The 26,094-nt window shown below is 63.7% G+C and carries 20 protein-coding genes and 1 pseudogene; 9 read left to right on the plus strand and 12 right to left on the minus strand.

Features of this window, described 5'->3' with window-relative positions:
• Window positions 1-23: 23 nt before the first annotated feature.
• Genes ACX1DW_RS15290 through ACX1DW_RS15300 form a run of 3 tightly spaced genes read right to left on the minus strand, consistent with a single transcriptional unit; the run spans window position 24 to window position 4,243 of the window.
• On the minus strand, window positions 24-1,187 hold the full coding sequence (locus ACX1DW_RS15290; protein WP_200600667.1) for an iron-containing alcohol dehydrogenase: 1,164 nt from the start codon (window positions 1,185-1,187) through the stop codon (window positions 24-26).
• A 24-nt stretch (window positions 1,188-1,211) separates the two neighbouring features.
• Window positions 1,212-3,002: an acyl-CoA dehydrogenase C-terminal domain-containing protein gene (locus ACX1DW_RS15295; RefSeq protein WP_200600669.1), complete on the minus strand. Its 1,791-nt coding sequence runs from the start codon at window positions 3,000-3,002 to the stop codon at window positions 1,212-1,214.
• 2 nt (window positions 3,003-3,004) lie between these two features.
• Window positions 3,005-4,243 (minus strand): 3-hydroxyacyl-CoA dehydrogenase, encoded by a 1,239-nt coding sequence (locus ACX1DW_RS15300; RefSeq protein WP_458991790.1) that lies wholly within the window; start codon window positions 4,241-4,243, stop codon window positions 3,005-3,007.
• A 101-nt stretch (window positions 4,244-4,344) separates the two neighbouring features.
• On the opposite strand from ACX1DW_RS15300, the gene ACX1DW_RS15305 reads away from it, so the two are divergent.
• From ACX1DW_RS15305 to ACX1DW_RS15315, 3 genes and pseudogenes are all read left to right on the plus strand, one after another.
• Window positions 4,345-5,244: a LysR family transcriptional regulator gene (locus ACX1DW_RS15305; protein WP_458991791.1), complete on the plus strand. Its 900-nt coding sequence runs from the start codon at window positions 4,345-4,347 to the stop codon at window positions 5,242-5,244.
• Between the two features lie 227 nt (window positions 5,245-5,471).
• Entirely contained in the window at window positions 5,472-5,816 is a 345-nt protein-coding gene (locus ACX1DW_RS15310) for a con-10 family general stress protein (protein ID WP_458991792.1), read from the plus strand.
• A gap of 268 nt (window positions 5,817-6,084) precedes the next feature.
• Window positions 6,085-6,645 (plus strand): annotated as a pseudogene (locus tag ACX1DW_RS15315) (ATP-dependent Clp protease proteolytic subunit); the annotation flags it as partial.
• 600 nt (window positions 6,646-7,245) lie between these two features.
• On the opposite strand, the gene ACX1DW_RS15320 reads toward ACX1DW_RS15315, so the two are convergent.
• The 6 genes from ACX1DW_RS15320 to ACX1DW_RS15345 all read right to left on the minus strand — a co-directional run bounded on the left by ACX1DW_RS15320 (window position 7,246) and on the right by ACX1DW_RS15345 (window position 12,659).
• Window positions 7,246-8,457, minus strand: coding sequence for an aldose 1-epimerase family protein (locus ACX1DW_RS15320; protein WP_458991793.1), 1,212 nt, complete (start codon window positions 8,455-8,457; stop codon window positions 7,246-7,248).
• Between the two features lie 127 nt (window positions 8,458-8,584).
• On the minus strand, window positions 8,585-9,145 hold the full coding sequence (locus tag ACX1DW_RS15325) for a histidine phosphatase family protein (RefSeq protein ID WP_458991794.1): 561 nt from the start codon (window positions 9,143-9,145) through the stop codon (window positions 8,585-8,587).
• 110 nt (window positions 9,146-9,255) lie between these two features.
• Window positions 9,256-9,678, minus strand: coding sequence for an HPF/RaiA family ribosome-associated protein (locus ACX1DW_RS15330; protein WP_017244747.1), 423 nt, complete (start codon window positions 9,676-9,678; stop codon window positions 9,256-9,258).
• A gap of 126 nt (window positions 9,679-9,804) precedes the next feature.
• The gene (locus ACX1DW_RS15335) at window positions 9,805-10,380 is read right to left on the minus strand and encodes an Sbal_3080 family lipoprotein (protein WP_458991795.1); all 576 of its coding nucleotides are present in this window, start codon (window positions 10,378-10,380) and stop codon (window positions 9,805-9,807) included.
• A 40-nt stretch (window positions 10,381-10,420) separates the two neighbouring features.
• A complete protein-coding gene (locus ACX1DW_RS15340) occupies window positions 10,421-11,731 on the minus strand; it encodes an NTP/NDP exchange transporter (RefSeq protein WP_458991796.1) in 1,311 nt (436 codons plus the stop codon).
• Between the two features lie 10 nt (window positions 11,732-11,741).
• The gene (locus ACX1DW_RS15345) at window positions 11,742-12,659 is read right to left on the minus strand and encodes an aldo/keto reductase (RefSeq protein ID WP_458991797.1); all 918 of its coding nucleotides are present in this window, start codon (window positions 12,657-12,659) and stop codon (window positions 11,742-11,744) included.
• Window positions 12,660-12,891: 232 nt separating this feature from the next.
• Between ACX1DW_RS15345 and ACX1DW_RS15350 the strand changes: the two genes are divergently transcribed.
• Entirely contained in the window at window positions 12,892-13,530 is a 639-nt protein-coding gene (locus ACX1DW_RS15350; RefSeq protein ID WP_458991798.1) for a hypothetical protein, read from the plus strand.
• Between the two features lie 58 nt (window positions 13,531-13,588).
• Here the strand turns inward: ACX1DW_RS15350 and ACX1DW_RS15355 are convergent, their stop codons facing one another.
• Window positions 13,589-15,148, minus strand: a complete 1,560-nt coding sequence (locus tag ACX1DW_RS15355; RefSeq protein WP_458991799.1) for an ABC transporter substrate-binding protein — start codon at window positions 15,146-15,148, stop codon at window positions 13,589-13,591.
• 362 nt (window positions 15,149-15,510) lie between these two features.
• On the opposite strand from ACX1DW_RS15355, the gene ACX1DW_RS15360 reads away from it, so the two are divergent.
• Genes ACX1DW_RS15360 through ACX1DW_RS15375 form a run of 4 tightly spaced genes read left to right on the plus strand, consistent with a single transcriptional unit; the run spans window position 15,511 to window position 20,512 of the window.
• Entirely contained in the window at window positions 15,511-15,816 is a 306-nt protein-coding gene (locus tag ACX1DW_RS15360; protein ID WP_156245405.1) for a PqqD family protein, read from the plus strand.
• Entirely contained in the window at window positions 15,813-16,886 is a 1,074-nt protein-coding gene (locus ACX1DW_RS15365) for a hypothetical protein (protein WP_458991800.1), read from the plus strand. The genes ACX1DW_RS15360 and ACX1DW_RS15365 overlap by 4 nt, the downstream gene beginning before the upstream one ends.
• A gap of 6 nt (window positions 16,887-16,892) precedes the next feature.
• On the plus strand, window positions 16,893-18,323 hold the full coding sequence (locus tag ACX1DW_RS15370) for a type III PLP-dependent enzyme domain-containing protein (protein WP_200600691.1): 1,431 nt from the start codon (window positions 16,893-16,895) through the stop codon (window positions 18,321-18,323).
• A complete protein-coding gene (locus ACX1DW_RS15375) occupies window positions 18,323-20,512 on the plus strand; it encodes an urea transporter (RefSeq protein ID WP_458991801.1) in 2,190 nt (729 codons plus the stop codon). Before ACX1DW_RS15370 ends, ACX1DW_RS15375 begins: the two co-directional genes overlap by 1 nt.
• Window positions 20,513-20,527: 15 nt before the next feature.
• On the opposite strand, the gene ACX1DW_RS15380 is transcribed toward ACX1DW_RS15375, so the two are convergent.
• A complete protein-coding gene (locus tag ACX1DW_RS15380) occupies window positions 20,528-21,409 on the minus strand; it encodes a dienelactone hydrolase family protein (RefSeq protein ID WP_394375381.1) in 882 nt (293 codons plus the stop codon).
• A gap of 559 nt (window positions 21,410-21,968) precedes the next feature.
• Here ACX1DW_RS15380 and ACX1DW_RS15385 point away from each other — a divergent pair.
• A complete protein-coding gene (locus ACX1DW_RS15385) occupies window positions 21,969-23,990 on the plus strand; it encodes a methyl-accepting chemotaxis protein (RefSeq protein WP_458991802.1) in 2,022 nt (673 codons plus the stop codon).
• Here the strand turns inward: ACX1DW_RS15385 and ACX1DW_RS15390 are convergent.
• The gene (locus tag ACX1DW_RS15390; RefSeq protein ID WP_458991803.1) at window positions 23,987-25,912 is read right to left on the minus strand and encodes a RecQ family ATP-dependent DNA helicase; all 1,926 of its coding nucleotides are present in this window, start codon (window positions 25,910-25,912) and stop codon (window positions 23,987-23,989) included. The two genes, ACX1DW_RS15385 and ACX1DW_RS15390, sit on opposite strands and share 4 nt — an antisense overlap.
• Window positions 25,913-26,094: the final 182 nt, after the last annotated feature.

A 26,094-nucleotide genomic window follows, 5' to 3' on the forward strand; every position in this document is an offset into this window, starting at 1 on the left:
ACGCAATGAAGAGGAAGACTGGCTCAGTAGGCAGCCTGATAGATCGCCAGCGCATCGGCCTCGCTGACCTCGCGCGGATTGTTCACCAGCAGCCGCTGCTGCAGCATCGCCTCCTTCGCCAGCTGCGGCAGCATGTCCTCCGGCACGCCGGCATCGCGCAGGCGGGTCGGCAGGCCGACTCGGGCGCTCATCTGCTCGAACTCCTCGATCAGCTGCTCGGCGTAGGTGGACGGATCATCCGTGCGCAGGCGCTCGCCGAGGATGATCGGTGCCAGTTCGCCGTAGTGTGTGGCCGCCGCGCTGACGTTGAAGCGCAGCACCTGCGGCAACACCAGAGCGTTGGACAGGCCGTGGGGAATGTGGAAATTGCCCCCTAGCGGATAGGCCAGCGCGTGTACGGCGGCGACCGGCGCGTTGGCGAACGCCTGGCCGGCCAGGCAGGCGCCCAGCAGCATGGCCTGGCGCGCCTCGCGGTTGCTGCCGTTGTGCACCGCCTCGTCCAGATTGGCCGCCAAGAGGCGCAGCGCCTCGCGGGCCAGCAGGTCGGACATGGGGTTCTTCTTCAGCGCGCTGGTGTAGGCCTCGATGGCATGCACCATGGCGTCGATGCCGGTGGCTGCGGTCACTGCCGGCGGCAGGCCGAGGGTGAGATCGGCGTCGAGCAGCGCCAGGTCCGGCAGCAGCAGGGGCGAAACCACCCCCATCTTGGTCGTCTCACCGGTGGTGATGATGGCGATCTGCGTGACTTCCGAGCCGGTGCCGGCGGTGGTCGGCACCTGGATCAGCGGCAGGCGCAGGCCGCGGGCGTTGCCGACGCCATAGATGTCCTGCAGCGATTGCGCGCAATCAGGATGGGCCAACAGCGCAACCAGCTTGGCTACGTCCATGGAGCTGCCGCCGCCGAAGCCGATGATCAGATCCACCCGGGACACCCTGGCCTGCGCCACCGCCGCCAGGACGATGTGCTCGGGCGGGTCGGCAACGACCTGATCGTAAACGGCGACCTTCAACCCTTCCGTCTCGAAGCCCGGCAGGACTTCGTCGAGCAGGCCGAAACGGGTGATGCCCGGGTCGGTCACCACCAGCACCGAGCGCGCCCCACGCTCCTTGCAGAGGCTGGCCAGCCGGCGCGACGAGCCAGGCTCGCAGATCAATTGAGCGGTTGTGGCAAAGCTGAACGGATGCATCGGTGCCTCCTGTGATCGATTAGCTCAAAACGCGAAGTCGCTTTCCGGCAACGCCATCAGACAATCCGCGCCACCCTGAATGGCTTCCCGATGCGCACTCGCCCGCGGTAACACACGGCGCAGATAGAAATCCGCACTGGCCAGCTTGGCCTGATAGAAAGCCTCCTCGCCGGCGCCCTGCTCCAGCGCATCCTGCGAACGCGCCGCGGCCTGCAGCCAGAGGCCGGCCAACAAGACATAGGCCGAGTACTGCAGGAAATCCACCGACACCGCGCCGATCTCCTGGGGATCGCGACCGGTGGCGGCGATGATCTCGGCCGTCAGCTCGCGCCATTCGCCGATGCGTGCCTGCACCCTGCTGGCCAGTTCGTGCAGTGCCGGGCGATCGATCTGCTGGTCGCAAATCTCGCTGAATTCCGCCTGCAGCGCCGACAGTTCCGCGCCGCCGTCACCGAGCAGCTTGCGACGGATGTAATCCAGCGCCTGAATGCCGTTGGTGCCCTCGTAGAGTTGGGTGATGCGGCTGTCGCGCATCAGCTGTTCCATGCCCCATTCGCGGATATAGCCGTGGCCGCCGTAGACCTGCACGCCGAGGCTCGCCACCTCCTGACCCATGTCGGTGAAGAATGCCTTGACGATGGGGATCAGCAGCGCAGCGCGCTTGCTCGCCGCCTTGCGGTAGCTCGGCTCGGGATGGCCGTGTTCGAGGTCCAGCTGGCGGGCGCAGTAGGCCGCCAGCATGCGGCTGCCTTCGACCAGCGTCTTTTGCGTCAGCAGCATGCGGCGCACGTCGGGGTGCACGATGATCGGGTCGGCTGGCTTGTCCGGATGCTGTGCGCCTGCCAGCCCACGAGACTGCAGGCGCTCGCGGGCATAGGCCAGCGAGCCCTGATAGGCCTGTTCGGCAATGCCAAGCCCCTGCAAGCCGACCTGGAAGCGCGCGTCGTTCATCATGGTGAACATGCACGCCAGGCCCTGATTGGGTTCGCCGACGATCCAGCCGGTGGCGCCGTCGAAGTTCATCACGCAGGTCGCCGCGCCCTTGATGCCCATCTTGTGCTCGATGGCGCCGCAGCTCAGCGCATTGCGCGCCCCCGGCGTGCCGTCGGCATTGGCGATGAACTTGGGCACCAGCAGCAGGCTGATGCCCTTCACCCCGGCCGGCGCATCCGGCAGGCGCGCCAGCACCAGGTGCACGATGTTCTCGCTCATGTCGTGCTCGCCGCCGGAGATGAAGATCTTGCTGCCGCTGACCTTGTAGCTACCGTCCGCCTGCGGCTCGGCGCGGGTGCGCAGCAGCGCGAGGTCGGTGCCGGCCTGCGGCTCGGTGAGGCACATGGTGCCGCTCCAGCGGCCGCTGACCAGCTTCTCCAGGTAGGCATTCTTCAGTTCATCGCTGCCGTGCTTGTACAGCGCCAGCACCGCGCCCTCGGTCAGGCCGGAATAGATGCGAAAGGACAGCGACGCGCCCATCAGCATCTCGTGGAAATTGCAGGCCACCAGCTGTGGGAAGCCCTGGCCGCCGTATTCGGTCGGCCCGGTCATGCTCGCCCAGCCGTTGTCGACGTACTGCTTGTAGGCCTCGACGAAGCCCTGCGGCGTGCGCACTTCGCCGTTTTCCAGGGTCACGCCTTCTTCGTCGCTGTTGCGATTGAGCGGCGCGATCTCGCCGCCGGTGTAGCGCGCAGCTTCTTCCAGCACACCGTCGATCAGCTCGCGGTCCAGGCCGTTGCCGAGCAATTCGCAATGGCCGGTGGCGTCGAACAGCTCGTGCAGCACGAAGCGCATGTCACGCAGGGGAGCCTTGTATTCCATGCTCATGCCTCCTTCTTGTAGTCGGCGAAGCGGCCGCCGAGCGTGGCCAGGCTGTCGATCAGTCCGGCCGGCTGCCAGTGCTCGCCGTGGCGCTCGGCCAATGTGTTGAGGCGCTCACGAATGGCCGGCAGACCCTGACGGTCGGCCCAGGTCATCGGGCCACCGACTTCGGCCGGGAAGCCGTAACCGTAGAGGTAGACGGTGTCGATATCGGCGCTGGACTCGGCCATGCCTTCCTCGAGAATCTTGGCGCCCTCATTGACCAGGGCCAGCAGGCAGCGCTCGAGGATTTCCTCCGGACCAATTTCGCGGCGCTCATAGCCGAGGCGCTCGGACTCGCGCTGCACCAGGGCGTCCACTTCCGGGTCGTGCTCGGCCTGGCGGCTGCCCTCGGCGTAGCGGTAGTAGCCCATGCGCGACTTCTGGCCGAAGCGGCCCAGCTCGCAGAGACGGTTATCCACCTGCACCTCGGCCTCGTCCTGACCCTTTCCGGCCAGCTCGCGGGCGCGCCATTCCAGGTCGATACCCACCACGTCATACATGCGGAACGGGCCCATGGCGAAGCCGAAGCCCTGCAGCGCGGCGTCCACCTGATGGGGATAGGCACCTTCGAGCAGCATTATCCGCGCCTCGCGCACGTAGGTGGCGAGCATGCGATTGCCGATGAAGCCCGGGCAGTTGCCGGCGACCACGCTGACCTTGCCCATGCGCTTGCCGAGGGCCGTGGCAGCCTCGAGCACTGCTGGCGCCGTCTTCGCTCCGCGGACGATTTCCAGCAGCTTCATGATGTGCGCCGGGCTGAAGAAGTGCAGGCCTACCACCTGCTCCGGGCGCCCGGTGACAGCGGCGATGGCATCGATATCCAGCGCCGAGGTGTTGCTGGCCAGGATGCCGGCCGCCTTCACGATGCCGTCCAGCTCGCGGAAGATCTTCTGCTTGAGTTCGAGGTTTTCGTAGACGGCTTCGATCACCAGATCCACATCGGCCAGCGCCTGGTAATCCGCCGCCTTGGCGATGCGGGCCCGGCGCGCCGCCGCTTCGGCCTCGTCGATGCGCCCCTGCCGGACGTTATTCGCGTAGGTATCGGCGACAACGCCCAACGCCTGTTCGAGCATCTCGGGATTGTTGTCCAGCCACAGCACCTGCACACCGGCGTTGGCCAGGCTCATGACGATGCCGCGGCCCATGGTGCCCGCGCCGATCACGGCGGCGGTCTGGATATCGAAGCGGGGTTGGCTCATGTGAACGGTCCTCGTCGCAGGCTGGAAAAAGTGGAGACCAACCATAGACGAAGACGCTACTATTTTTGAAATTTAGTCTTGTGATGTTTCGGATTCATCAAGTGAATATCTACAACTTCGACCTCAACCTGCTCCGCGTGCTGGACGCCCTGCTGCGCGAGCGCAACGTCTCGCGTGCCGCCGAACGCCTGTCGCTCAGCCAGCCGGCCGTGAGCAACGCGCTGGGTCGCCTGCGCGAACTGCTTGACGACCCGCTGCTGGTGCGCGTCGGCCGGGCCATGCAACCGACGCCACGGGCGCTGGCACTGGAGGCACCAATCCGCCATGCGCTGCAACAGATCGAACACAGCCTGATCGCCGGCGAGGCCTTTGATCCGGCGTGCAGCCAGCAGCGTTTTCGCATCGCCGTGACCGACTACGTCGAACTGATCTGCATGCCGGCACTGATGCGGCGCCTGGCCGAGCGGGCGCCGGGCATTCGACTGGCGATCCAGCACCTGACACCCAGCCTGCCCACAGAGGCGCTGGACAATGGCGAAGTCGACCTGGTGGTGGGACGCTTCCTCGACGTGCCATCGCGCTTCCATATCCGACACTGGGCCAGCGAAACGCTGCAGGTGGCGGTGCGCCGGGATCATCCACTGGTGATGGACGGCCTCGACCTGCCAGCCTTCCTGCGCCTGCGCCATCTCTGGGTGCATGGCGGCCAGACCCGCGGCATGGTCGATCAGTGGCTGGAGGGCCAAGGCCTAGCCCGCGAGGTCGTCTACACCACACCGAACTACCTGCAAGCCGCACACATCGTTGCTAGCAGCGACCTCGCGGCGGTGCTGCCGGCGCAGCTGGCACGCCATTTCGCCGATCTACTGCCGCTGCGGTTGTTCGATCTGCCGTTCGAGCTCGGTCCCTTCGAGCTGGATATCGTCAGTGTGGCGCAACGGCAGAATGATGCGGCGCTGCAATGGCTGATCGAGCAAATCATGGCTTCACGCCGAATCTAGCCAGGCCGCTCCGGTATAGCGGCACTTCAATATGGTCACAGGCGAATAATCTTTAAAAAGCGCAGCGGCCTAATATCAAGCTGCAACTATCACCGTTCGTCTCAAGTCTTGCCAGAGTTTGAACTACACCTTCCCGACAACCCTCAGAGTTAATGAGGCGTCACTGGCTGTTCTTAGGTAAGCCAAGCGCTATTAAACCGAAACCACACAACTCCGCGGAGGCAATTATGGCTGACAATAAAGACAGCATGAGCGTGAACGAAGCCGGGCGTAAAGGCGGCGAAGCAACCGCAGCAAGCCACGACAAGGAGTTCTATCAGGAGATCGGCAGCAAGGGTGGCCAGAACAGCGGTGGCAACTTCAAGAACGACCCGGAGCGGGCCTCGGAGGCGGGCAGCAAGGGCGGCCAGAACAGCGGCGGCAACTTCAAGAATGACCCGGAGCGTGCCTCGGAAGCCGGCAGCCAGGGTGGCCAGAATAGTGGTGGCAATTTCGCCAACGACCGGGAGAAGGCATCCGAAGCAGGCCGTAAGGGTGGCCAGAATAGCCACGGCGGCGGCCGCAATAGCTGATAGTCAGCGCAATAAAAAACGAGGCGGGAAGTTCATGACTTTCCGCCTCGCTTTTTCTTAAGAGATAACTACAAATACGAAACTCGATAATTAAAGCGCCGGCACACCGCACTTACGATTGTTATCTCCATACATAATCCCGCAACAAAACGCCCAGCCGATCTGTCGAAGCAAGAGCAGGGGTTACTCGACGCGCGTCGCAACATGCAATATCAGTCGGGGCATTCCGAATCGTATATGCAATTGACACGTATCCACGCAGCAGGCAGATGCTCTCATGACCACTCATATCATCCATTTCACTGCGCCAATCAACACCGTGAATACGGCTCAGCTGATCAGCCACTGTACCCAGGCCGTGCAACAGGGCGCGTCCGAGCTGGTGGTCAAGATCGCCACCATGGGTGGAGAATGCAGCTATGGCTTCTCGCTTTACAATTTCCTGCGCACTCTACCTGTTCCCGTCCACACCCATAACCTTGGAACGGTCGAGTCGATGGGCAACATCGTGTTCCTTGCCGGGCAGCGCCGAACGGCCTGCCACCATAGCAAGTTCCTGTTTCATCCGTTCCACTGGACACTGAACGGCTCGGTGGATCACGCGCGGATATCGGAATACGCGATGAGCCTGGACCGGGATCTGGAGCTATACGCCCGTATTGTCGCCGAACGCACTCGCGGCGCCGACGAGCAGCTGGACATTCGCGCCTATCTTTGCGGCGCACCCAGGATCCTCGAACCCGACGACGCGCTGCGCTGCGGTCTCATCGATGCGGTGGACGAGCTGGCCCAGCCGATCGACGCTCGATGCTGGTGCGTTCCCTGCTGAGCAGTTAGAACGGAGTCAGCGGCGCGTGCTTGTTTCATCGTCCGACAGGCAACAAAAAACCCGCCGTAGCGGGTTTTTTCTGACCATTCCGAATCCTTCCGGTTGCCGTCCTGGCGATGGTCGATCCTCCTTGATCCTGAGCGCGTCCTGCGCTTCAGAGACGGGCAAAGATTAAGCTGCGCCGTGGCGCAGACAAAGCGCCAATGGCTGAGCTGCGTGTAAGCCTTTCGCTATAGGGAGCGCCGCAGTCGATGCAGCGCGGAAAAGCAAAAACCCGCCGAGGCGGGTTTTTCTGACCATTCCGAATCCATTCGAGTGCCGTCCTGGCGATGGTCGATCTTCCTGATCCTGAGCGCTTCCTGCGCTTCAGAGTGGGTGTAGATTAATTACATGCCCTGATCGGCAAAAGGGTCGAACGCCGCCGCCTCTTGTAAGCCTTTTGCTATAGCGGCAGAAAGCGGAAACTTTCAGAACCCAGCCGCGCCTCGCATTTGCCCTGCAAGGCCCGATATAGAGCGCTCCAGCGCAGATAATGCAGCGTATTGAGGGCGCATCGTGGCGACGAGCTGCAGCACTCGCAACACGTCGTCAACAGCCGTATTAGTCCCTGGTCAGGTCAACCAGCGGCTCGTCACGAATTTCAGTCTCGCGACCGGCCTGTACCGCTTCGATCCGTTTGCGCGCGGCGTCGACCGCGGCGCTATCGGCCAGCAGCTCGTAGGTCACGCGAAAATGCTTCTGCTCGCCCGGCTCGATCTTCGGCACCAGCCCCAACGGCCGTTGATAGCGGCGGTTGTAGGAAAAGCTGGTACCCGGCTCGAGGCCGGTCACGTATCCCTGCTTCTCGGTATCGGTGTTCTTCCACAGCGAAAACACCGGCAGCTCGGCGGTATTGAAGCCGACACTGACGCCGAGATTGCCGGCGCGGTTGTGCAGCATGGTCAGGGTCTGGCCCTGTTCGTCCGCATAGGGCACCACGTTGAACACCGTCTCGTCGTAGCCCCTGGTCGGGCCGCGATAGCGCTGCCAGTCGCTCAGCTCCTTCGCCGCGCGGGGGTTGAACGGTGAGACCTGCTTGACCGGCGCCACGAAGCGCGCGCCATCCTCCAGCAGCGGCGTGCCGAAATTGGTGTGGTACAGCACCTGGTATTCCTTTGCGTAGTCGCCCTGATTGGTCAGCGTGTCGTGCAACGAGAATCCGCTGCGGCCGGGCTCTGTGCTGAGCTCGGTGAGGATTGCGAAGTCGAGTTTCTTGAAGGCCTTCTCCTGCAGCTCGCCACGCAGGCGGATGGCATAGGGCGGCTTCTCGTCGATCTGCAGCACTACCCGCGAGGCCGGAATGTTCGCCGCACGGCCATGCAGCGTGAGCAGTTCGCCGTTGTCTTCGCCGGGGTGGCCGATCCACTCGAAGCCGCAGCGGGTGACCAGTTCATTGAAGCCCTCGAGCCAGCCCAGCCCGCCGCGCCCGTTGAGCTCGATAAAGGCCGGGTTGACCACTTCATCCACCGGCGAATCCCAGCCCAGGCGTACCTCGCCGGCCACCGCTTCCAGCACGTTCATGCCGCGCGTGGGCACAACGGTCATGCGCATGTTGCCGTTGTCGATCTCGATCAGGTTGACGCCTTCCTGCCGCCCGCCATGCAAGGTACGCATGCTGACCGAGAATGGCTTCGGCGCGTCGATGCCCAGCTCTTCGCTGGTGATGCGCCAGTTCTTCGCCGGTTTGTCGTGGTCGATCAGCACCTGTTCCCAGGCCATGGCAGGAGTGGCCAGGCAGATGCCCAGGCCGAGGAGAAGCTGCAAACGGGTCATGGGGGTTCCCTTTGTTGTTATGACTCCTGCTCAAGGTAGCTGAAACGTTTCATCTGGCAAGCCAAAGCGGTTGCCGAATGACCGAAGGCAGGTGGAACACGCGCGGAAGGTGTGATCGGAGCAGGCTTTAGCCCTTGCTGTAGCGACTCGGCTGCCAGTAGCCGATGAGCAGCGGCAGCGATGGACCACGCCAGCCGCGCCGGCGAAGTTGCCGGGCGATCAGCGCATTCATGATCTTGTGTCCCATCAGCAGCACGCTTTCATTGGCCTCGGCCAGCTCGATCAAACGCTCTGCCGCTGCGCTGGCACGCCTGGTGGACTCGCCGATGTGCTCGGTATGGCTGGCAAAGCCGAGAAACCAGGCGGTGCGAAACACCAGGCGCCAGAAGCGCGACGGCAACAGCGGCAGCCCCCAGTCCGGATAAGGCAGGTGCGCCTCGGCGAACAGCGGATCGGGCCGTTCACAGCAGTCGCACTCCAGATGCGAGCGCGATTCGATGCAACGCTGCAAGGAGCTGCAGAACACGATGCCAACCGAGCCTGCCAGCGCGACCAGACTGTCCGGGCGTTCGGCGGCGACGACCTCCGCCGCGTTGTAGCGCTCGACCCAGGTCTTCATGCCGACCGGTGTGCTCCAGCGCGCTGCACCGTGATCGGGTCTACCGTGCCGCACGAGGATGATCTGCATCTGACTACCGGATACACGGGGCCGGCCGCCAAGGCGCAGGGCGGCAGCAGGGGGATAGAATGAGAATGAAGCTGGTGGAAACGCCCCGGCGCGCAGCCGGGGCGACAGGATCACTTGTCGAGCTCGTCCTGCTTTTCCAGGAACTCCTCTTCGAGCATCGCATCCTTGACGGCCTGTGGTGACTCGTCACGCAGGGGGTCATTCAATTCACCGCCAGACAGGACCCGGCTGTCCAGCTTGCCCATCAGATGCTCGAGGGCATGGTGCATCTTCTCGGCAGCACCATCGACCGCCAGCTGCATCGACTCGGCCTTGTGCGTTACGGAAACCGCCTGATGGCCTTTCGGCCGCGCCTCGATCTGGCAGCGCTTGTCGTCGGCGCCGGCCTTCTGCGCGTTCTCGTCGCTGATATGCACCTCAATGCGGGTGAGGAAATCGTCAAACCGTTCCAGGCGATCCTCCACGGTCGTGCCGACCCACTCGTGCAGCTCTACGCTGCCGGGAATGTGGTTGCTATTGACCTGAACATGCATACGACTGCTCCTGATAATTGACGGGTCTACGAAGATTCGAGGGGCCGGTCTCTTCGAAGGTTCAGGTGCTTCGTCCGGTTGCGAGCTCAAGTGGGTCGGCTGGCTGCTGGCTACGATGTGCTTCAGTCATTCCTGCATCAGCTCGCGGTAGCGCTGCTGGTATTGATCGTATGGAAGGTTCTCGCGCATAAGCAGCTCGAGCTGATGCTGACGATAGGCATCTTCGCTCAGCGGTGCGTCGAGCATTTTCTCTGCAACGGCCCCGAGACCATGGGCGCCGTTGGGAAAGAGTTGATCGGTCAGTTCGGCGATCTTGTCCTCGGCACTGATGAACTTGTCTGGCCGGCCGCCACCCCAGCGAGCGTCATACTCCGCCTGGCCAACCTGGCGACCGTTCTCGTAGACGCGAATATCGGCATAGCTCATATAAAGCAGCAGATCCCAGCGCCAGGTTCCTGTATAGGTCGTGGCGAGAGCGCAACGAGAGGGGCTACTGCCTGCGGCGAGCTGGCGAGTCTTGAAACCCTTGTCTCGAAGCAGTTGTTGATAGGTGGTGTTGAAGCCGGAGCGCAGCCCGACAGCAGGTATCGTGCAGATCTCGGGCGGCAGCTCAGCCGAAAGGCTGGCGGGCGTTACGGTCTGCTTGATACTGCAGCCGGTCATGAAGAGCGTGGCGAGAAGTACGGGCAGCGCTGTGCGCATGTTGACATCCTTGTCCGGATAGAAAGACGGCATTGTGCCATCACAACGACGATCTAGTCGCTTCCTTCCCCTGATCCGCACGGTCAGCCCGACCACCGAGCAGCCAACCCAGCACACCCCAGACAACCGCACACATCGCGCCCACCAGCCCCACCAGCCAGGCGCCCTGACCGAGGCTGTCGAGCAGGCTCTTGGCCCAGCCGCTCACGGCATCGCCGCCGCGATAGACCACGGTATCGATGAAGTTCTTCGCCTTGTACTTGCTCTCGGCATCCAGCGGCGCGAAGAGCATCTCGCGGCCCGGGCGGACGAAGGCATATTCGCCGACGCGGCGGACGATCATCACAGCGGCCAGCACGGCAAAGGTCGGCGCCAGCGCCAGGCCAATGAACCCGAGGCAGACAAGTGCCGGCACCGCTGCCAGCAGAATCCGCACGCCGAGCCGCTGCGCGATGCGCCCTGTGATGAATAGCTGCGACAGCAAGGCACCCGCCTGCACCACGAAATCGATCGCACCGAACACCCGTACCTGCTGGGCACGATCAGGGAACAGCTCGGCGACCAGCCGTGCCTGTTCGAAGTAGAGAAAGGTGCTGGCTGTGGTCAGCAGCAGCACGAACACCGCGATGCCGAGCAGATAGCCCGAGCCCAGCACCCGCGTCAGGCCACTGAATGGATTGCCCGCTACCGGTCGCCGTGGACTTTCGGCGTGTTCGGCACCGGGGCGGCCGGCACCAAGCAGTTCACGCCAAGCCATCAGGTAATGCTTGATGGCCACCGCGGCGGCCAGCAGCAGCGCTGCCAACAGCATCAAACCAAACTGTCCTAACACGACCACTAGCAATGCACTGAGCGCCGGTCCGACCAGCCCGCCGACGCTGGCACCCGCGGCGATGGAGGCGAACAGCCGGCGCGCCTGGGCCGCATCGAACACATCGGCCATCAGGCTCCAGGCCACCGAGACCACGAACAGGTTGTAGACCGAGATCCACACGTAGAACACCCGCGCCAGCCAGATGCTGTCTTCGAGCAGGAAGAACAACCCGGCGAACACGAGCAGGTTGACACAGAAGAAGCCGTACACCCAGTCGATGTAATGGACGCGCGCCACCCGCGAGTTGAGCCAGGCGAACAGCGGCACCGCCACCAGCATGGCGATGAAGGTCGCGGTGAATAGCCATTGCAGGTTCTCGACACCACCCTGAATGCCCATGGACTCGCGGATCGGGCGCAGCATGAAATAGCCGGCGAACAGGCAAAAGAACAGGCCGAAGCCGGCCAGCGCCGCGCGGAGTTCGCCGGGGTGGGCATTGATCAGCGCGGCGAGGCGCGCAGCCGGAGCGACGGGCATTCGGCTCGGCTCAGCGGAAGGCGTCGACGATCATCTGCCGCTGCCGCTCATGGGGCAGACGGCCCTGGCCGGCAAGCAGGTTGTCGGTCATGTAGCGCGGGTTGGAGGTGGCCGGTATGACCACCGTTACCGCCGGCTCGGCGAGGATGAACTTGAGCAGCAGCTGCGCCCAGGAGCTGGCGTCGATCTCCGCGGCCCAGTCCGGCAACGGCTTGCCCTTGACCCTGGACAGCAGGTTGCCACGGGTAAACGGCCGGTTGATCAGCGTGGCGATGCCGTGGTCGGCGCAGTACGGCAGCAGCTGCTTCTCGGCGTTGCGCTCGCCCACCGAATAGTTGAACTGCACGAAGTCGACCTGCTCCTGCTTCAGGGTGTCCAGCAGGCGATCGTGGGCCGATTCCAGATAGTGCGTTACGCCGATGTAGCGCACCCGCCCCTCCTGCTTGAGTTCACGCAGCAGGCCGAGCTGGGTGCGGGTGTCCTGCAGGTTGTGCACCTGGATCAGGTCGATGACCTCGGTCTGCAGGGCCTCGAAGCTCGCCTCGATCTGCGCCAGGCCGCGCTCGCGGCCGGTCGAAGACACCTTGCTGGCGAGAAACACCTGGCCGCGCTCGCCCAGGCGCTCGACCAGCTCACCGACGACGCGCTCGGCATTGCCATAGCTCGGCGCGGTGTCGATCACCGAGCCACCACCCTCGACCAGCACCCGCAGCACCTCGAGCAGGCGGTCCATGCGCGGATCGTCAAGGCTGACATTGTGCGTGATCGAGGTGCCGAGGCCGATGACGGGCAGCATCTCGCCGGTTGACGGGATCGCGCGGCGCTGCACTTGCTGCGCCGCGAGGCCCAGCCGCGGCAGCCACGCGCCGAGGGCAGCGGCCGCCATACAGATCGTGGACGCTCGCAACAGCTGACGACGGCGATACATGGGCTTTCCTCCTGCAGGGCGATTGGCTTCTACACATGGCAAGGAGGGCAAGTATGGCTCCGGCTGCGACAACCGCAGGCGGGCACGACGGACGACAGCTTCCGATTGCGGCCGAGCGCGGCTGTTTCGGACAATCGGGCAGCTGCGACAACCGCTGCTTGAGCCTGATCAGTGAGCGTTGCTGTCAATGAGCCATAGTGTCTGGTATCCACGGCTCTAGCGGACGACGAACATGGCTGAGCTCAGCGCCTCCCTGAAACAGGCCAAGCGGTACCGGCTGACACTGGCCCTGTTGCTCGCAGCCGCGCACGGCCAGGCGGCTGCCGCGCCGCCAGCCTGCACCGGGGCGGATTTTTACTTTCCCCCCGGCAGCTTCCCACGACATTACCCGGCGTCCGACGAAGAGCGCAGACGCTGGTATGCCGAGCCCCTGGCGCGCCTGGGAGAACCCTCGCTGTCCTGCGGTCATTCGCCCGATCTACAAAGCTATCGCCTGCTCTGGCTGAACGGCCTGGCCCATCCGGTGACGATCCGCATCACCCGCAGCGGTGACGCGGTCATGCTGCATGCCTTTCAGCTGTCCGGTTGGGGCAGGTCCGACCCGGGCAAGCTTGCCGCCTACTCGCACAGGCGCCTGGCCGAAGCCGACTGGAACAGGTTGCAGGCAGCCTTGGCGGCCGCCGACTTCTGGCGTCTGCCGACCTCGGGCAATCTCTACGGCATACATGGCGGACAATGGGTCATCGAGGGCAACGACCAGGGTCGTTACCATCTCGTCGATCGCTGGAGTCCTGCCAGCGGCACCTATCGCACCCTTGGCGATCTGTTCTTCGAACTGGCCGACTGGGCGCGCCCCTACCCGAATCAGTGACGCCGCAAAATGCAGAAGGCCCGCCGAGGGCGGGCCTTCAAGGGCAGGAGCCGGAACGTCACTCCTCGCTGCGTGACACGCCCCAGTAGAACTGCATCGGCGCGGTGATCCCCTGCAGGTCGCTGCGGAACGCGACCGGTTCGAAGAACTGCCCCAGCACGCCGAAGGCCCCGATATCCCACAGGCGCTGTTGGATGCGCTCGGCAAGCGCCACCTTCTGCGCCCCGTCCGCCCTCGCCGCCGCGGCACGCAACTGCTCCAGTTCGGCATCTTCCGCCCAGCCATACCAACCACTCTGCGGGTCGCCGGAGAACGCAATGGACGAGGTATCGCTGAGGTCGACGGCGTTCCACCAGGTGTGGAAGATGCTCCAGCCGCCATCGGCCACCGAATCGCGCCGCTCACGCTGCTCGAGCAGGGTCGCCCAGTCCATGTCGCGAACCTGCACGGTCATGCCCAATTCCTTGAGCAACTCCACGGTCACCTGGGTGAAGGCCGCCATGACCGGGGTATCGGTCGGATTCAGCACGACCACCGGCGTGCCGTCGTAACCGGCGTCCTTGAGTGCCTGCCTGGCGGCCTGCAGGTCGCCCCGCTTCATGATCTCGCTACCGGCCTCATTGGCCAGCGGCGTGCCACAGGGGAAGACCGAGTAACAGTTGCGCCAGTAGCGGGCGTCGCCCAGCGCAGCGGACATGTAGGCATCCTGCTGCATGGCCATCAGCACGGCACGGCGCACACCCGGATTGTTGAACGGCGCCTGCTGATGGTTGAAGCGCGCCATGGCGACGTTACCCAGCGGATCGGTGGAGGCGACGGTGATATCGGCGTTGCCCTCCATCAGCGAAACCAGTTGCGTGGAAGGCGATTCGACATAATCGACCTTGCCGTCGATGAGTTTCTGCACGGCCTCCTGCTGCGACGGGTAATAGCGCCATTCGACCACCTCCACGCCCGGGATCTTCGCCCCGGCCGCCTGTGACTGCACATCGTGGCGCGGCTTGTAGTTCGGATTGCGCACGTAGACCACCTTGTCGGCGGTGGTGCGCTCGGGCCGGTAGATGAACGGACCGGAGCCGACCGCCTCGGTAATCGGGCTGAACGCATCGGCCTGCGCCAGACGCTTGGGCATCATGAACGGCACGTTCACCGAAACCTTCGCCAGGGTGCGGATGATGCTCACGTCCGCCTCCTTCAGCACGATGGTGAAGCGCTGCGCGTCATCGACGCTGATGCTGCTGATGTTCTGGAACAGCTGCTGCCCGGCACCGTCGCGCTTGCCCCAGCGCTGCAGCGACGCAACGCAGTCCTCGGCCGTCACCGGCTGGCCGTCGTGCCATTGCAACCCTTCGCGCAGCTGAAAATGCCAGGTCTTCAGGTCGCTGGAGGACGTCCACTTCTCGACCATTTGCGGGCGCTGGCGCAGCTCTTCATCCAGCGCGAACAGCGTGTCATAGACCATGTAGCCGTGGCTGCGCGTCACGTAGGCAGTGCTGGTGACCGGGTCCAGGGTCGTCAACCGCGCGTGCGAGGCAATCACCAGCTTGTCCGCACAGCCCGCAAGAAGCAGTGCAGCAGCCATGGCCGATAGCGTGAAAAGCATCTTCTTCTGGTACATCGCCGACCTCCTCCGGTCTCGACACAAACCTGTCTTCGCTGATCCGGGCTCGTGCAGAGGCTCGACGCTATCGTCACGGGCTCGACGGGAATGCCCTGCCTGCGTACCTGCACCTGCAGCCGGCAAAAGACGCAGCAGCGGAACACGGCAGATTCACCCAGCTCATTCACGCTGAGATTAGTCCTTGTGCATTAGCTCGTACCGCCTCAAGTGATGGCCTTTTGACCCTAATCAATCGCCGATGAAAAATAATCTGGACTGCATCCGGACATGACTATGATCAATAAGGGAAGGCAAAAGGCTACTACCGTGGAAGGCGCCTAACCCGCAGTCTCGCAGTACACACGGGGGTTTGAAGTGCCATGCCGAAGCAGTCTTTTCCAAGCAGCAAGGACCCCGGTTCGCTTGATCGACGCCTGCAGTTCTACGGCGACGAGTTCGTTTTCGATTCCGTCTCCGGCATGTTCTACAGGATTAATCCCAGCGCCAGTTTCATGCTGAAATCTCTCGCCGCCGGCACGCCCGTCGCGGACCTGCCAGCGAGACTTCAGGCACGCTATGAGCTGGACAGCGCAACAGCCAGTCGGGACGTTCAGCTCTTCCTCAACAGCCTGACAGCGCTGGAGCCGCTTGGCCGCCTGTTCGACCCAGCGAGGGGCGCGCCATGATCAATGTCGCCATCACTGGCCTGCATCGCGGTAATAATCCACAGCCCGGCGCAGCGGTAGCCGCCAGCCTGCGCCGCCGTTTCCCCAAGCTGCGTATCGTCGGTCTGTCCTACGACCCGCTGGAAAGCGGCCTGTACTGCCATGACGGGGGCCGACCGGACGTCGCCTACCTGATGCCCTTTCCCGGAGCGGGCGCCAAGGCGACGCTGGACAGGCTGGACGAGATACTGCAAACCGAACCGATCGATTACCTGATCCCCTGCCTGGATTCGGAGCTGGACAACTACATCCAGCTGCAACCGGAACTCAAGGCGCGCGGCATCGGCTGCCTGCTGCCGAGCCAGCAGACGCTGGACGAGCGCGCCAAGGCCAACCTGGATACCTTCTGCGCACGACTCGATGTACCGACGCCGCGAACCCTGATGGCCAACGACCCGGACACCCTGGCTGCACTGGCCTTGCAGCTGGGCTATCCGGTCTACGTCAAGGGACGCTTCTACGAGGCCCATCTGGCGACGACGCCGAAGGAGCTGTACGAAGCCTTCAACAGCATCGCCAGCGTCTGGGGCACACCAGTGCTGGTGCAGGAACTGGTGGTCGGCGAGGAGTACGACATCCTCGGTTTGGGCGACGGAGAAGGCGGCCTGCTGGCCTCCTGCTCGATCCGCAAGATGCTGCGCACCTCGGCCGGCAAGGGTTTCGCCGGCGTGGTGGTAGCCGACCCCGAGCTCGACGAACTGGTCGCCCGCGTGATCGGCGCGCTGCGTTGGCCGGGCCCCTTCGAACTCGAGTTCATCAAGGTGCCGGGCAAGCGCCATGCCCTGTTCGAAATGAACCCGCGCTTCCCCGCCTGGGTGGATTTTCCCTCCCAGCTGGGCTGCAACATGCCCGCGCGCCTGCTCGAGCAGCTCATCAGGCTGGACGTCACCCCACTGCAAAACTGCACCGCGGGGCAGATGTTCATCCGCCACAGCATCGATCTGGTAACCGATATCGCCGAGGTGGCGCAAATGACCATCAGCGGCCAGCGCGTCTGCATCGCAGACGAGTGCACGATAACCTCGAGGTGATCCGACGTGACTCAGGACTACAGCCAACCGCTCATCAGCAACGAGCTGGGCAGCAACAGCCCATATGCGGCGGCCGAGCGCAACAGCTTCGCCCGCGGCGTTCACGCGCCTACGCTGTTCGAGATCGACGGCAATCCGATCCCGGCGCTGGTGGCCGACTTCGGTTCGCCGCTGTTCGTCTTCTCCGAGCATGCGCTACGCAACAAGGCGCGCCATGCCCGTGAGGCATTTCGCCGTCGTTACCCGAAAACCAGCTTCGCCTGGTCGCTGAAGACCAACCACCTGCAGGCCGTCTGCCAGATCCTGCACCAGGAAGGCTGGATCGCCGAAGTGGTTTCGGATTTCGAGTACGAGAAGGCCCGCTACCTGGGCTTTGCCGGGCCGGACATCGTCTTCAACGGGCCGTACAAACCGCGCGCCATACTCCGCCGCGCCATCGACGAAGGGGCATTGCTGCACATCGACAACTGGGACGAGCTGAGCCTGATCGAGGAGCTGACCCGCGACCGCAGCAAGCCGCTCGACGTGGGCATACGCGTGTGGCTCGACGCGGGTATTCGGCCGGTCTGGTCCAAGTTCGGTTTCGCCCTGGCCAATGGCGAGGCGGAGCGCGCCGCCGAGCGCATCGTGAAGAACCCCAGGTTGCGTCTGCATACGCTGCACACGCACATCGGCACCTACATTCTGGAACCCTCGGCCTACCGCACTGCGACGCAGAAGCTGCTGGCACTACGCGACACCATCCAGCGCAAGCACGGCCACCTACTCGACTGCCTCGACCTGGGCGGCGGCTTTCCGTCCAACAGCCTGCTGCATGGCATGACCGGGCCGGCCGAGCAGGTCGTGCCACCGATCGAAGCCTACGCCGACGCCATCACCGAGGTGCTCAACCGCCTGCCGGAAAAGAAGCGGCCACTACTGCGGCTGGAAACCGGACGTCATCTGGTCGACGAGGCTGGCTACCTGCTGACCAGCGTGGTGGCGGTGAAGGGCATTCATCGCCAACGTGCGGAAAACGAAGGCCTGTCCGCCCGTGACTACAAGGAACAACTGATCGCTGGCGAGGACAGCAAGGTCAACTACATCGTCGATGCCGGGATCAACCTGCTCTACACCAGCGCCTGGTACCGCTTCGAGGTGCGGCCCTCGCGCCTGGTCAACGAACCGCCCATGCCCTCGCGCATCTATGGCTCGCTGTGCATGGCCATCGATGTGATTCGCGACCATATCGACCTGCCGCCACTGGAAGTGGGTGATGTCCTCAGCGTGCACCCGGTGGGTGCTTACAACCTCAGTCAGTCGATGCAGTTCATCGCCTATCGACCGGCCGTCGTGCTGATCACCGAAAGCGGTGTACCCGAACTGATCCGCGCCGCGGAAACCCTGGAAGAGGTACAGCGGCTCGAACGGCTACCGGCCAGCCTGGTTGAACGCTGATGGACGCGCCGAACCTCGGAGCGGCCACCAGCGATGGCTCTGCGCATGCTGTCCACCGCTTCTCGACGCCGCTCGTCTCGATCCTTGGACCGGCACTCGGCGGCGCCTTTCTGATTCCGCATCCCTGGATCGGTGCACTGCTTTGGCTGGGCCTGTTCGAGAATCTGCGCTTCGCCGCCTTCGCCCTGTTCGGCACTGTGCTGGCCGAGGGCATCCTGCGGCTGTTCCAGATTCGCGACCATTCCCCGGCCGAGGGCAATCTCAAAGCCAACGCCCTGCTCGCGGCAATCGCCGCGGCATGGCTGACGGAGTATTCAGGCCTCGCCGTCGAGGCCCAGATTCTCGTGGTGGCCTGCACCGTCAGCGCCACCACGATCCTGGCAACAGCCACCTTGCGTCCGCTGTTGCGAGCCGGGCTGCCGCCGCTGGTGGTCAGCTACTGCATGGTCTCCGTGTTCCTGTTCGCGATCTTTCCGCACTGGACGCTTTCGGCCATGGCGTCGATGCAATGGTGGCCGGTACCGGAGACGCTCCAGCAGTGGCTGGTGACCTACTTCCGCACCCTCGGCGCCCTGCTGTTCTCTCCCACGCTGGGGATTGGCATGATCATCGCGCTGGCCGTTCTGCTCTGGTCCCGGCTTGCCTTCTTCGCCGGCACGCTGGGCTGGATCGCCGGAATCGTCACTGCCGTCCAACTGAACCAGCTGGGTGTGGTCTTCTACTGGATGCCGACGGCCTACAACTCGTTTCTGGCGGGTGCAGCCCTCGGCGCGATCTTTCTGGTTCCCAGCCGCATCAGCCTGCCCCTGGCAGCACTGGGTGGCGCCACGGCAGCGTTGCTGGCCGCGGGCTTTCAGCATCTTTCGCCCTATACCGCGATCGGTTATCTGCCGCTCGCCTCGGCGCTGACGATCTGGGTCGCGCTGAGCGCGCTGGGCATGACCGAAAACTTTCTCGTGCGCCGCAACCGAACCATGGCGCTGTCGCCAGAAGCCGCATGGCAGCGGTTGGACTACTGGTCACGGCGCAGCGGCAGCGGCCCGTTCCTGATCGTGCCGCTGTGCGGCAAGTCGCGCATCGCGCAGGGTGAAGACGGCCTGCTCAGCCATGTCGGCCCCTGGCGCCATGCCCTGGATTTCCAGCCTGCCGTTTCCACCGAACCGGGGCCCTTCGACGGTATGGTCATGGCTCCGGGATCGGGTTATGTCGAGCGTATCCATGACGGGGTCAGCGACAACCCTGCAGGCATCTGCAACTACGCAGATAACTGGGGAAACTACGTAATGATCCGCCTCGACCAAGGCGGCTGGGCGCTACTGGCGCATCTGCAACAGGGCTCTATTCTGGTCAGCCCCGGCGCACGGGTGGAGGTCGGCGCATTCATCGCGCGCATCGGCAACTCCGGACGCTCACCGACACCTCACGTGCACCTGCAATGCCAGGCAGCGGCCGATCCGAGTGCACCGACGATCGCCTTTCGGCTGGCCAACTTCCTCACGGCGCCGGACATCACGCAGCCATTCCAGCACTGGCATGCGACTGCGATGCCCTCACAAGGCACGCTGCTCTCGCCGGCACCGGCCAACCACAACGTGCAGGCGCTGCTGGCCAGCGCAGCCCCGGGCATCGCAGTCTGGAGCATCGAAACGGAAGGACAGCTGCCAAAGGGAATCCTCGGGCGGCAGGGCGACACCGAGCGGATCAACGTGACTCTAGACGCCGCCGGCCAGCACCTGCTGCGTGGCGAGCGTGGGGGGCTGATGACCGTGCAACTGGCCCCCGACGCCTGGCGCATCAGCGAGGTACAGCAAGATTGCACGGCCTTGCTCTGGCTGACGGCGCTGGCGGCACCATCGATACCCTATGCAGCGGCGCCAGGAATGAAGTGGGACGACCTCGCCCCGCTGCTGGCGTCGCGCATGCGCAGCGGGCTGCCACGGTTTCTCGCGCCCTATCGCGCCAAGCCCTTCGTGCGGGTCCGCTGCCATTGCACCGCGGCACCGGACAATGAAGGGCATGGTCTGGCCGTTGTCAGCGAGCCGAGCGGTTCGCTGCCCTGGCTGCCAACCCGGCTGTCATGCCGCCTGGACCGTCTCTGCGGGCCGGTATTCCTGCAGGCGGATTTTCCTCATGGCCGGATCACCTACACGCTGATCTCGTTCGAGCCGGGCCTGCCATTCGATCGCTGAGCTCCCGCCAGCGCCTCAGTTGGCCAGCGCCACGTTTCGCCCGTTGCGCGCAGCACGTGCCAGTTGCTGCTCCTGTGTCAGGTTGCCAAGCAGAAACCGCAGCATCCGGTCCCGGCTGTCCAGCGTCGCGGCCGGGTCACCCCCGATCAGCTTGCCCTGGAAGCTCTGCGGTGGCAGGCGCAGGTCGAACGAATGCGCCGCATCGGGGTAGACCTTCACCTCCAGCGGTGCCCCCTCGCCACGCACGCCCTGGCATTCGCTAGCCGGCACCCAGTTGTCGCGACCACCCGCCAGGATCAGCAGGGGCGCACTCAGCGATACTCGTGAACGCCCCAGCTCACCGCACCAGGGGTAATAGGCCACGACGCCGCGGAAAGCGGCCTCGCCGTTGCCATAACGCTGCGGGGCGGATTCCTTGGCGGCACGAATCGCCACGGCGCCGCCATTGCTCTGCCCCATGAGAAAAATATTGTCCGCCGCGACGAAGTCCTGACCGGCCAGATAGCGCATCGCATCGAAGGCATCGCTGGTGCGATAGGACAGTGCCCGATACAGGGCCGGGTTGTTCGAACAGAGTTTGCCTCCGCCGTACTGTCGCGGCCCGAAGCTGTCCAGGTTGAGCACGACGAAGCCACTGTCGCGCAGAAACTCGGCATGCGTGCGCAACCCATCGCGCACGGCTGGCTGCCAACCGCCGCAGCCGTGCATCAACACGATGGCCGGGAAGGGGCCACTGCCTTCGGGGCGATACAGTTCGGCATTGAGCAGCAGCGAGCGTGCGGTATGCGGATCGGACGCCTGCAACTGCACGGTTCGGCTGCTGGCCTGGGAAGCGATGGGCAACAGGAAGAGAGCGGCGCACAAGGCAAGGCGCCGCAGGATGCGCTTGTCGTTCATAGTCGGAAAACCTGAAGATAAAGAATCAATAAGTTACAGAATATATTTAAGCAAACACTTTAAATATAAATAACAGCTATCACTAACCCACCCAAGAAAGAAAAGGGCAATTATAACCAGATCCGCTGAAACCTATTAGATAGAACCAACCTCGTTATTTCAGGAAGTCGGCAACAAATCGAATAACTTTAATTCTCTTAGTTATTGATCCGCTTATAACCAAACAGGCATTCGTGCATGTAACGACCAGCAGAATCACCTGCTACAGCAGCCCGTTCCGTTCGATCGTTGGTAATAACGAACAACAAAATCTGCACCCCCAGACATAACGAGATGGCCTTTCGACGAAGAAGCTGAGCGATATATTGGTACTTTCGTACAACAACTATCGAGGCATGGTCAGCGCTGGTGGCAGTCGCTACGTTCACGGCATCAGGCGAGACGCCGAACGGTGCTCAAGCGCTGACTCTGGCTGTCGATATCCAAGCTGAGAAGTTCAGCATCACGGCGCATTTCCAAGCTGCCCGATGCCAGCAGCCCCAACATGAGAGTAACGACCATGTCCCTGTTCTCCCGCTTCAAGGCCGGTGCCGGCTCTTCCTCTGGTGTCTGCAGCCTGCACGTCAGTGCCCGGCAGTTAGCCGAAGCGCTGGCCGGACTTCGCTTCGAGCCGACCTATGTAGCGGGATTCGTGTCGCCTCATGTGGACATCGACACGGTGGCCCGGCAACTGCGCCAGCGATTCCCGCATGCGGCGATGAGCCTGTGCAGCACCGCTGGCGAGCTTTCCAGCCAGAACCGCCAACTCTATTGCGCCACGAGCGGCCAGTGGGATGGCGTCGTCCTGCAACTGTTCGATGCGAGCGTCATTGCAGCGGCCGAGGTGGTGCATGTGCCGCTGGCCAGCGAAGACATCCGCAGCGGCGGCCAGCGCCTGCCGATGGCCGAACGTATCGCCCGCCTGACTGCCTCGATCAAGCGTTTGCAGGTGACGATGAAGATCGACTACCGCGACACCCTGGCCAACATCTTCTTCGACGGCCTGTCCGCCTCGGAGTCGTTCTTCATGGAGGCCCTGTACGAGTCCGGGCGCTTTCCCTGCCTGTTCGTCGGTGGCTCGGCGGGCGGCAAGCTGGATTTCCAGCGCACCCAACTCCACGACGGCCAGCGCAGCTACCAGAACCATGCGCTGATCGTCTTCCTCAAGTGCGCCCGCGACGTCCGCTTCGGCGTCTTCAAGAGCCAGAACTTCGAGCCCACGCCGCTCAGCCTGAGCGTACTCAGCGCCTCCCTGGAGGATCGCTACATCAGCCAGGTGGTCGACGCTCGCGGTAACATCCGCACGATGGTCCAGGCGCTCTGTGAGGCGCTCAAATGCGCGCCGCAGGAGTTGGAGCAACGGCTCTCGGACTACTCCTTCGCCATCCGCGTCGGCGAGGAAGTGTTTGTCCGCTCGATCTCGCAGATCGACTTCGTCAACGAGCGCGTGCATCTGTTCTGCGACGTAGCGCCCGGCGAAGAGCTGATCATGGTCAAGCGCACGCCGCTGGCCGAAACCACCCGCCGCGATTATCAGCAGTTCATGCGCAACAAACCCGGCAAGCCGATCGTGGGCATCCTCAACGACTGCATCCTGCGCCGGCTGAACAACGAACGAGCGCTCGGCAGCATGGACCCGGTGTTCGATGACGTGCCGGTGGCCGGTTATTCAACCTTCGGCGAGATCCTCGGCCTCAATCTCAACCAGACACTGACGGCGGTGTTCTTCTTCCGCACCAACGGCAAGGACGAGTTCCACGACGAGTACACCGACAACTTCATCGCCTACCACGGTGAATTCAAGGCGTTCTTCCTGCGCCGGCAGATCAAGAAACTCACCGGCCTGAGCCAGGTGGTGGTCAAGCAGATCGAGCAATTCAAGCGCCAGGACTACAGCAGCGCGGTGGACATTAACGGGCTCGACGAGCATATCCGGCCGGTGTTCCGCGGCCTCGCCGACCTCGGTCAGGTGCTCTCGCAGGCCGACGAGGAACGCCGCTCGATGTCCGAACAGCTGAGTCAGTGCGCCACTGAACTGCACGGGTCGATGGACGACCTGACCCTGAACATCAACCAGCAGGGCACCGTCATCGAACAGGCCGGCAGCTCGGTCAAGCAGATGGTTCACCAGGCCGACGAGGTGGTCAGCAGCGCCCGCGACCTGGCGCAGTCGAGCCAGCGCATCCAGTCGGTGGTGCAGACCATCCAGCAGATCGCCGGGCAGACCAACCTGCTGGCGCTCAATGCCGCGATCGAGGCGGCACGCGCAGGCGAGCAAGGCCGCGGTTTCGCGGTGGTGGCGGACGAGGTGCGCAAGCTGGCCGAGATCACCGGCAAGAATGCGGAGGAGATCGGCACCGACATCGATCGCCTGGCCAGCGAGATTCGCGCGGTGGCGCAGCATATCGAGACCCAGTCGGCCGGTGTCGGCTCGCTGACCGGACTGCTCGATGCGCTGGAAAATTCGAGCAACCTCACCGCCGGCACCTCACGCCAGACCAAGGGCGTCGCCGACCGGCTGATCGGCCTGACCGCGCGCTAACCAGCCAGGCGCGCGCGAACCTCGGCGTAGGGATAGGCCTCCAGCGAGGCGAAGCCGGGGAGCTGGCGCGCCTTGAGCTTGGCGAACACCGGTACGCTGATGCCGCAGAGAAAGCGCGTCAGGCACTCGGCGCTCGGCGCACCGCCCTTGAGCTGCGTGTAACGCTCACTGAACGCTGCGCAGCGGGCGGCCAGGTCGATCTGCTCCAGCGGCGCCAGTGCCGGCGGTTCCGGCAGCTTCGCGACCTGACCGTTGCAGACCGAGCAATGCCCACAGCGCTGTGGTGCCTGCCGATCACCGAAATAGGCGGCCAGCCGCTGGCTCAGGCATTCGGCGGATTCGAACAGCGCCAGCATGTTGTCGATGCGAGTGATCTCGCTGGCTTCGTGCTGCTTGAAATAGGCGTGCAGCTCGGCGCTCAGCGCCTCGGCTTCGAAGTGCGGATCGAGCAGCGCATAGACCTCGGTCATCTGCTTGCTCTCCAGCTCGATCCAGCCCTTTTCCTGGAAATACTCCAGCGCCTTGACCACCCGCGCCCGATCGGCGCCGTGCTGCCCATAAAGCGCTTCGAAATCCAGCGTGCACCAAGTCCGCGCCCGCGCCGAGGTGTGCACGATGGCTTCGACGAACTGTCGCCGCTCGCCTTCGAACTTCGTCACCAGCGCCTCGGGCTCGAGCAGGTACTTGAAGCGGTACTCGGCGAAGTAGGCAAAACGCGGTGCGATGATGCCGCGCAGCTCCAGCTGCACCAGCAGGGTTTTCAGCGGCAGCTGGCGGATGTTGCTCTGATCGGACAGCTGGTTGAGCATCAGCTCCCATTGCCCGCCGGCGCCAGCCTGCAGCAGCTCGTCGAGCACGCAGCGGATGCCCTCGCGTTCCGGCGTATCGCCGTAGACGAAGTTCTGTAGCACGCTGAGGCTGTCGCGATTGGCCAGCACCAGGCAATCGGACGGCCGCCCGTCGCGCCCGGCCCGGCCGATCTCCTGGCTGTAGTTCTCCACCGACTTGGGCAGGTCGTAGTGCACCACGTTGCGGATGTCCGCCTTGTCGATGCCCATGCCGAACGCGATGGTGGCGACGATGCAGTTCAGCTCGCCGGCCATGAAGCGGCGCTGGATCGACTCACGCATCTCGTGAGCCATGCCAGCGTGATAAGCGCTGGCCGGAAACCCCCGCTGCGCCAGATGCTCGGCGACCTGCTCGGCGGTCTTCTGCTGGGTGACGTAGACGATGGTCGGCTGCCCAGCCTTGTCCTCTAGCCATTCCACCAGCCGGCGCGGCTTGTTGAAGCCGCTGACCGGCTCAACCAGCAGATTGAGATTGGGCCGGTAAAAACCGGTCGTCACCACGTCGTCGGTGGCAATCGAGAATTTGGTCTGCATGTCGGCGATCACCGGCGGCGTCGCCGTGGCAGTCAGCAGCAGTACCTGGGGAATGTTGAACTTGCGCTGATAGTCGGGAAGCTTGAGATAGTCCGGACGGAAGTTGTGCCCCCACTCGGAGATGCAGTGCGCCTCGTCCACCACCAGCAGCGAGATCGGCACCTGGCTGATGAAGTGGCGGAAGCGCTCGTTCTTCAGCCGTTCCACCGAGATCATGAGGATCTTCAACTCGCCGGACTTGGCGCGCGCCATGGTTTCGCTCGTCTGCTCGCGGCTCTGCGCCGAATCGATGCTGCCGGCGGCGATGCCATGCCGCTGCAGAAAGGCCAGCTGATCCTGCATCAGCGCCAGCAAGGGTGAGACCACCAGGGTCAGGTGCGGCAACAGCAGAGCCGGCAGCTGGTAGCACAGGGATTTGCCCGAACCGGTAGGAAAGATCGCCGCCGCAGAGCGCCCCGCCACTACGGCGCGAATGGCCTGTTCCTGGCCCGGACGCAGGCTGTCGTAGCCAAACGTCTGCCTGAGGGTCTGTTCGATCATGCGGCGTCGCTCCTGTGACGGGAGGCAGGAGGGTAGCAAAAGACAGCAGAGGGCACTGCGCATCGACCCGCCTCGTCGGCCGGGTGCGACGCCGAGGATCCTTGGGGACGGTGCAGCAGCGGAACGGCCAGGCATTTCCCTCAATCGCGCGGATTGGAAACCGCAATTACCGTTAGGCGCCT

It is taken from the genome of Stutzerimonas sp. KH-1 (assembly GCF_054483855.1).

Excerpts from the sequence above, each read along its gene's own strand:
- ACX1DW_RS15290 (WP_200600667.1), bottom strand. The coding sequence starts at position 1,187 with ATGCATCCGTTCAGCTTTGCCACAACCGCTCAATTGATCTGCGAGCCT.
- ACX1DW_RS15295 (WP_200600669.1), bottom strand. The coding sequence starts at position 3,002 with ATGGAATACAAGGCTCCCCTGCGTGACATGCGCTTCGTGCTGCACGAG.
- ACX1DW_RS15300 (WP_458991790.1), bottom strand. The coding sequence starts at position 4,243 with ATGAGCCAACCCCGCTTCGATATCCAGACCGCCGCCGTGATCGGCGCG.
- ACX1DW_RS15310 (WP_458991792.1), top strand. The coding sequence starts at position 5,472 with ATGGCTGACAATAAAGACAGCATGAGCGTGAACGAAGCCGGGCGTAAA.
- ACX1DW_RS15320 (WP_458991793.1), bottom strand. The coding sequence starts at position 8,457 with ATGACCCGTTTGCAGCTTCTCCTCGGCCTGGGCATCTGCCTGGCCACT.
- ACX1DW_RS15325 (WP_458991794.1), bottom strand. The coding sequence starts at position 9,145 with ATGCAGATCATCCTCGTGCGGCACGGTAGACCCGATCACGGTGCAGCG.
- ACX1DW_RS15330 (WP_017244747.1), bottom strand. The coding sequence starts at position 9,678 with ATGCATGTTCAGGTCAATAGCAACCACATTCCCGGCAGCGTAGAGCTG.
- ACX1DW_RS15335 (WP_458991795.1), bottom strand. The coding sequence starts at position 10,380 with ATGCGCACAGCGCTGCCCGTACTTCTCGCCACGCTCTTCATGACCGGC.
- ACX1DW_RS15340 (WP_458991796.1), bottom strand. The coding sequence starts at position 11,731 with ATGCCCGTCGCTCCGGCTGCGCGCCTCGCCGCGCTGATCAATGCCCAC.
- ACX1DW_RS15345 (WP_458991797.1), bottom strand. The coding sequence starts at position 12,659 with ATGTATCGCCGTCGTCAGCTGTTGCGAGCGTCCACGATCTGTATGGCG.
- ACX1DW_RS15350 (WP_458991798.1), top strand. The coding sequence starts at position 12,892 with ATGGCTGAGCTCAGCGCCTCCCTGAAACAGGCCAAGCGGTACCGGCTG.
- ACX1DW_RS15355 (WP_458991799.1), bottom strand. The coding sequence starts at position 15,148 with ATGTACCAGAAGAAGATGCTTTTCACGCTATCGGCCATGGCTGCTGCA.
- ACX1DW_RS15360 (WP_156245405.1), top strand. The coding sequence starts at position 15,511 with ATGCCGAAGCAGTCTTTTCCAAGCAGCAAGGACCCCGGTTCGCTTGAT.
- ACX1DW_RS15365 (WP_458991800.1), top strand. The coding sequence starts at position 15,813 with ATGATCAATGTCGCCATCACTGGCCTGCATCGCGGTAATAATCCACAG.
- ACX1DW_RS15375 (WP_458991801.1), top strand. The coding sequence starts at position 18,323 with ATGGACGCGCCGAACCTCGGAGCGGCCACCAGCGATGGCTCTGCGCAT.
- ACX1DW_RS15380 (WP_394375381.1), bottom strand. The coding sequence starts at position 21,409 with ATGAACGACAAGCGCATCCTGCGGCGCCTTGCCTTGTGCGCCGCTCTC.
- ACX1DW_RS15385 (WP_458991802.1), top strand. The coding sequence starts at position 21,969 with ATGTCCCTGTTCTCCCGCTTCAAGGCCGGTGCCGGCTCTTCCTCTGGT.
- ACX1DW_RS15390 (WP_458991803.1), bottom strand. The coding sequence starts at position 25,912 with ATGATCGAACAGACCCTCAGGCAGACGTTTGGCTACGACAGCCTGCGT.